Here is a 5,500-nt window from a genome sequence, read left to right on the forward strand (position 1 = left end):
GTATCCTCTACAGCCTGCCCGGTAGCGCTCTCAAACGCCACCGCAGCAACAGCGATGTTCTTGAACTGGTCGCTGGCAATCTTGCCGGTCGCAACGATCTGCGTCAGGGCGCTTGCGGCGGCCCCGGTGGTTCCGGTTACCGAGCTGACCTGTCTGGCAAGGTTCGCCATGCTGTCGGCGGTCTGGCCCGACTGGTTGCCGGTAACAATCAGGGCACGCTGGAAAGCTGATCCTTCATCACTGCCCTGCTTATAGGCAAAGGCAAGTGCTGCTGCAGCTGCCGCGGCTACCGTAAACGGGTTGACCAGTCCGGCGACGTATCCACCCAAAGCACGCGCAGCAGGACCAATACCGCCGAACATGTCCTTCAGCTGTCCGCCCTGCTGGAGCAGTACGGTTAACGGTGCCTGTCCACCCTGTAACGATACAACGATGTCCGTAAACTGAGCAGGAACCCCACGCAATGCGGCAGCGGTCTGCTTGGCAGTGATTCCAGTTCGGTTCAGTGCATCAGCTTGCCGGGATATTGCCTCGCGGCTTTGATCCAGCACCGACTTGTATTGCCGATAGGTGTCAATGTCGATCTTGTTAGACGACCGGAACTGAGCAAGCTTGCGCTCCTGCTGGTCCAGCTTGTCCAACGCCCTGGTAGCAGGATCGATGGAGCCGAGAAGCCTGCCGACCTCATCCTTCTGCTCCTTGATGGCTTTGGTCGCCTGACCGGCAGATTCCTCTACCTTTTTGGCCGAGGCTTCCGCCTTTTCGCCTGCACTTGCCAGCCGCTTTAGGCTTTCCGTGCCCTTATCTACTTCGCTTGAGTCAACCCTTAGGCCAAGGGAAGCAATATCATTTGCCATGGCTATTTCTCTTGGTGAATGGCTTCAAGCGCGGCGCTCTCCATCACGCGTACTGCGTCGAAGACTTCGCCATGGTCTGCTTCAGGAATGGATAGATACCGCATGACAACCGGGATCTCGCTGTACACAAGTCCGGTAGGTCCTCCGGGGCCACAACGCCATTGCGTCATCATGGCCTCGAAGACTTGGAAGGCCTGCATGTTCTCAGGCCATAACGGGTAATCGATGCTGCCCAGGAGGTCAGGGGTAAGCCCGAACACCGCTAGATCAGAAGCCTTTGGCTGCTTCCGATACAGCGCCCGGGCAGCGCCGATCAGTTTAAACGCTTGGCCTGGTACAGCTCTTCAAGGTACTTGACGTAGATTGCCGAGCCCGCCCCGATGTAGTTGTTCAGCAGACGCCCGATGTTCTCGTCGTTGAACTCATCGTCCAGTTCCCAGCCATCCGCGATGGATTTCACCAGCGTGGTGTCGTCCATATCCTTGTTGGTGCTAAGGAAGTCTTCCAGTTCCGTCTTTGAGCGATGCTTGAACGTGAACTTAACGTCTGCCTTAGAGCCGCCCGGGACAGGGATAGCAACCAGCGCATCGAAGGTCGGGTTGGGATCAAGCTTGAAAAGTACCTTACTCATTCATCACCTCAGCGAGCGTACCGGACAACTTCACCGGCCAGGGCAAAGGATGCAGTTACAGTGCGGCCAGTGTTGATATCACCGACAGGGTTGTTGTTGAAGCCGACGTAAACCGGATAGATGTTGGTGGAGCCGTCGCTGTTGTTGAAGCGAACCACACGAATCAAACCGTCCTGATCGGCCTGTTCGAGGTACTGGTAGAAAGGCAGGGTCGGGTCATCCAGAATGGTCAGCGTGAAGCTCATCGCCGACTTGAATGTTGGGATCTGCTTCTGAACCTTGGATTCAAGGAACTGGTACTGGTAGTAGTTCTGATCACCACCAGTAAAGGCTAGGGCTGTGATCTGGCTGATACGCACCCACTCAGAGACCTGACGGGCAGTACCAACACCAGCACCGGCTGGATAGCGCATGGTGTCTACGGTGTTCAAGCCTGGAAGGGTAAAGCCGGTCGCGCTCGCATCGTCTACACGGAAGGCGCGGTCGTTGGCGTATTCCCAGCCAGTGCCGAGCAGAACAACGTCACCGTCAGCGAAGTCATTGGCAGCTGTCGCAACAGCCGGGTTTGCGTTGGTCAGGGCTGTGATAGTCGCTTCATCGGCAAAGGCTGCCGAGAAATCCACTGTCAGGCCATTGATCAGTGTAACGCTCATGTAATAGTCCTCTCTGCCGTTGGCAGTTTTCAGTCAATAAAAAACCCGCACTTGGCGGGTCTTGGCTTGCCCAACGGGCGAATTCAGATGGTGTCGGCGCGGTAGGTCAGGCTGACCGGAATGGTGAAGTCGGTATCGCCTTGGATCTCCCGGGCTACGGCCATAGGAGTGATGATCTGGACGATAAAGGCCCCTTTGCTTAGGCGGTCGTTGAGCGGATACAGAGCAGCTAGCTCATCCGCCAAGGCTTCCCCTGCCCCGGCTCCCTTCCCTGCCGGCGTCACAACGCTGACCTGGAAGATGCCGGTGTATTCCCGATGATCCCCGGCAAGCGTCAGGCTGTCGGTCAATGCGGGAAGCGTGGCAGTCGTTAAGTAGGTCTCGCCTGTGGCCGGTGTGAAATTCTGGTTCTGATAGGCAACTTTAAGATTCTTGGTCTTAGCCCAGGCAGCAAGCCGGGTTTCCATTAGCGACCGGATAATGCGATGCGACATGCGCTATTCCTGTAAAATAGTAATGTGCAGCTAGGGTAGCTCCCGAAAAGCCGCTTCATCCCCGGCCTGCTGCATCACATCGGGGTGTCTACTCTGTGATGGAGAGTAATCATGCAAGAAGTCTGGAAGCCGATATCCGGCTTTGAGCTTTTCTATGAAGTTTCAAATCTAGGCCGAGTACGCTCATTAGATAGGATCTGCCAGCATAAAGACGGGCAAACCACGCGGCGCGCCGGTCGTGTCCTAAAGCCTGGACTTAGGGCTGGATATCCGTTCGTACAGCTTTGCGATAATGAAACCAAGAAGCAGGAGCATGTTCACCGACTAGTCGCTCAAGCTTTCTGTGTTAAGCCGGAAGGCTGCAATGTTGTTAATCATTTAGATGGTGATCGTCAAAACAACCTTGCTTCAAATCTCGAATGGACAACCAATCAAGGCAACATAACTCACGCATACCGCACCGGCTTAGCAATCGCCCGAAAAGGCGAAGAAATAGCTGCTTCAAAGCTAAGAGCAGATCAGGTTCGATCTATTAGACTTCGCCTAATTAACGGCGAATCTTGCGGCTCACTAGCCAAAGAGTTCGGCATTGCTGTCATGACTGTGTCTGACATAAGACGTGGAGTCAGATGGAATACCCCTGAAGACTCCGACCTGATAGAACAATGCCGGAGCTCCGCCGTTTACACAGCAAAAGGTGAAAGGCACCCAGCTGCCAAGATCTCCGAAGCCGATGTTAGAGACATTATCCAGCGTTTAATAAGTAAGCAGTCACAGAAAGAGATAGCAAAGCTTTACTCAGTAAACCCTGTAGCTATCTCCAATATCAACATGGGCATAGCATGGAGCCATGTCCGTGTTGACGGCTGCGGAGAGCCACCATATTTCTTGCTGCGAAGCCGTAGAAAGCAGGCTAAACCTGATTCTGCAGCGCTGCCTCTCTAACAATTTGTTGAAACCTTGCTACGGCCATTCTCACCATTCCTTCGGGAGCTTGTGTGGAGTGGCCGTATTCAAGTTCGATCATATAAATAAGCGTTGATACGATATAAGCTGTTTGCCCTGCCGTTAGCCTGTTAGCTTCAGCAGCCAATTTCGCAATGGTCTCGGCACCTGTTTGATCAGGGTTATCAACTTGACCAACGCTAGGCGTGTCCAAACTGAATTGCCACGAGCCACGCGCGCGCCCCGTATCAACCGGGGTTGCTCTAATGATTGCTGAGCCAAGCTCAATCACTATCGCTCGAATCGTCTGATCAATCGCGCCCTCAGCCTTGTCACACCACTCGCGTATGTTCAGGGCAAAGCTGCTCTGCCTCATGATCTCACCTGCAGTGTGTAGACGAGAGGCGTGCCAGCTGGGTTGGTCTCGTTGACGTTAATAACGCTGTAGGCCATGCCCTGAATGACCGCTTTGTTGGCTAGCTCGGGAGGCCACTGGAGGTCCTTGGCAGCTATCTTGAGCTTCTTATCACCCTGCTGGATCTGGGTGTTGTTCTGGAACTCAATGCCTTGATAATCAAGCAGGATGCCTTGGGCTGTCTGTTCTTCTGCCACTCCGTCACCCGTCGTTCCGGTCTCAGGGTCGTATTCGCCCGCCTCGGTGCGCTGAAGGGTGACGGTCTGGCCGAATTCTGTAATCAGCTCCAGGGCAACGTCGGCCATCTCATCGTAGAAAGCCATGCTATGCCCTCACTGCGAAAAGCCCGCGTCGGTCCAGGTAGTCGGCAAACTGTGTTTGGCTTGGCCGGTTAGGAGCCGCTGGCAGCAGCCTGCCTGACGTGTTGTTGATCTGGGCGTACTCGACCTCTACCGCACCCTCTACACGCTTACGGATAACCGCACCCTGCCGTGTTTCAGGCGGCGTCAGGTCATCCTTGTGGATCTCAGCAGCCAAGGCTAGCTGTCCGTAGAAGATCTCGCGGGGGATGTAGTTTGAGCGCTTGTATGCACCGTCAACCTGAACACCCTCACGAGGCCAAGCCAAAGCCTGTTCCTCGTGAGCGCGCCGTCCTTTCCACTTCATGCCATTCATCACCAAGGCGGAGCGGCGAAGCAGAGCCTCCTGAGCCAGCATGTCTTCAGGGATTGTCACGCCAAACTTGGCAGCGTAATCCGCAAGCTGTTCAGTTGTTGCATAGGATTCGGCATCAGCAATCCCGCTACCGTCCTCAATGATGAGTGCCATGTCTTACTCCGCGTTACGCAGTTGCTCGAGAAGCTCAGCCTTGGTGGCCGTGGAGCTGTACTGAACGCCTTTAGCGTCTAGCTGCTCCTTGATCTGATCCTTAGTCAGGCTTTCATCAGCACCCGACTGCTCATCAGCGCCGCCGCCATTGTTACGGGCCTCGGCATCATCCACGTCGGAGCGAATAGTTTCCACACCACCAGTTTCGCCTACCGTCTCAGGGCCTACCTGGATCTGACCGTCTGCACCTGCGGAGAAACCCCAGCGAGCTTTTTCGTTTGGATCGATTACGTTGTCTGTCTTTTGAATAGCCATATCGGCCTCCTTCTAGGTGCCAATTACGAAGATTTTAATCGTTTGTACATGCCAAGGGCTCCGAAGAGCCCAAGGCCTTACTTAAGCGGCAGTCGAGCGGATGAAGGCCATGGGGACCAGCTTGCGATCAAGCACGCGCTCCCAGTTGGTAGCCAGTGCCAAGTCAGCCCAGCTTGCAGACTGCGGACGTGTCTCGGTCTTGTTGCCGGTGATGGTGGTAGACAAGAACTTGTAGCCGAACGGGTGAATCAGCATGTCGCGGCGAGTCCACAGCGTCTCAACGCCGCCACCGTTACCACGCTCGTCAACCCAGCTCACGTTCAGACCGGCACGGCCAGCAGGCTGCTCTTCGGCATAACCGA

10 protein-coding genes and 1 pseudogene are annotated in these 5,500 nt (G+C 55.0%); 1 reads left to right on the plus strand and 10 read right to left on the minus strand.

Annotated elements, in window-relative coordinates; all coding sequences use genetic code 11:
- The 5 genes from PLU01S_RS24745 to PLU01S_RS24765 all read right to left on the minus strand — a co-directional run.
- On the minus strand, positions 1-857 hold an 857-nt coding region (locus tag PLU01S_RS24745), incomplete at its 3' end, for a phage tail length tape measure family protein (RefSeq protein WP_174588328.1).
- Positions 858-859: 2 nt separating this feature from the next.
- A complete protein-coding gene (locus PLU01S_RS24750) occupies positions 860-1,117 on the minus strand; it encodes a DUF1799 domain-containing protein (protein ID WP_267888715.1) in 258 nt (85 codons plus the stop codon).
- 53 nt (positions 1,118-1,170) lie between these two features.
- Positions 1,171-1,488 carry a phage tail assembly chaperone gene (locus PLU01S_RS24755; RefSeq protein ID WP_074830660.1) on the minus strand — a complete coding sequence of 106 codons (318 nt, stop codon included), beginning with the start codon at positions 1,486-1,488 and terminating at the stop codon, positions 1,171-1,173.
- 8 nt (positions 1,489-1,496) lie between these two features.
- Positions 1,497-2,141 carry a phage tail protein gene (locus tag PLU01S_RS24760; RefSeq protein ID WP_074830663.1) on the minus strand — a complete coding sequence of 215 codons (645 nt, stop codon included), beginning with the start codon at positions 2,139-2,141 and terminating at the stop codon, positions 1,497-1,499.
- Positions 2,142-2,224: 83 nt separating this feature from the next.
- Entirely contained in the window at positions 2,225-2,635 is a 411-nt protein-coding gene (locus PLU01S_RS24765; protein WP_074830667.1) for a phage tail terminator-like protein, read from the minus strand.
- A 111-nt stretch (positions 2,636-2,746) separates the two neighbouring features.
- Between PLU01S_RS24765 and PLU01S_RS24770 the strand changes: the two genes are divergently transcribed.
- Positions 2,747-3,580 carry an NUMOD4 domain-containing protein gene (locus tag PLU01S_RS24770; protein ID WP_074830670.1) on the plus strand — a complete coding sequence of 278 codons (834 nt, stop codon included), beginning with the start codon at positions 2,747-2,749 and terminating at the stop codon, positions 3,578-3,580.
- On the opposite strand, the gene PLU01S_RS24775 is transcribed toward PLU01S_RS24770, so the two are convergent.
- The 5 genes and pseudogenes from PLU01S_RS24775 to PLU01S_RS24795 all read right to left on the minus strand — a co-directional run.
- Positions 3,549-3,956: a hypothetical protein gene (locus PLU01S_RS24775; RefSeq protein ID WP_074830674.1), complete on the minus strand. Its 408-nt coding sequence runs from the start codon at positions 3,954-3,956 to the stop codon at positions 3,549-3,551. The genes PLU01S_RS24770 and PLU01S_RS24775 overlap by 32 nt on opposite strands.
- Complete coding sequence (locus tag PLU01S_RS24780) at positions 3,953-4,318, minus strand: hypothetical protein (RefSeq protein WP_074830679.1); 366 nt, start codon at positions 4,316-4,318, stop codon at positions 3,953-3,955. The genes PLU01S_RS24775 and PLU01S_RS24780 overlap by 4 nt, the downstream gene beginning before the upstream one ends.
- A gap of 1 nt (position 4,319) precedes the next feature.
- Complete coding sequence (locus PLU01S_RS24785; RefSeq protein ID WP_084339952.1) at positions 4,320-4,823, minus strand: DnaT-like ssDNA-binding protein; 504 nt, start codon at positions 4,821-4,823, stop codon at positions 4,320-4,322.
- A 3-nt stretch (positions 4,824-4,826) separates the two neighbouring features.
- Positions 4,827-5,138 (minus strand): hypothetical protein, encoded by a 312-nt coding sequence (locus PLU01S_RS24790; protein ID WP_074830689.1) that lies wholly within the window; start codon positions 5,136-5,138, stop codon positions 4,827-4,829.
- An 81-nt stretch (positions 5,139-5,219) separates the two neighbouring features.
- Positions 5,220-5,500: pseudogene (locus PLU01S_RS24795) on the minus strand (hypothetical protein); the annotation flags it as partial.

The sequence above is a fragment of the Pseudomonas luteola NBRC 103146 genome (assembly GCF_002091675.1).
Lineage (GTDB): Bacteria > Pseudomonadota > Gammaproteobacteria > Pseudomonadales > Pseudomonadaceae > Chryseomonas > Chryseomonas luteola.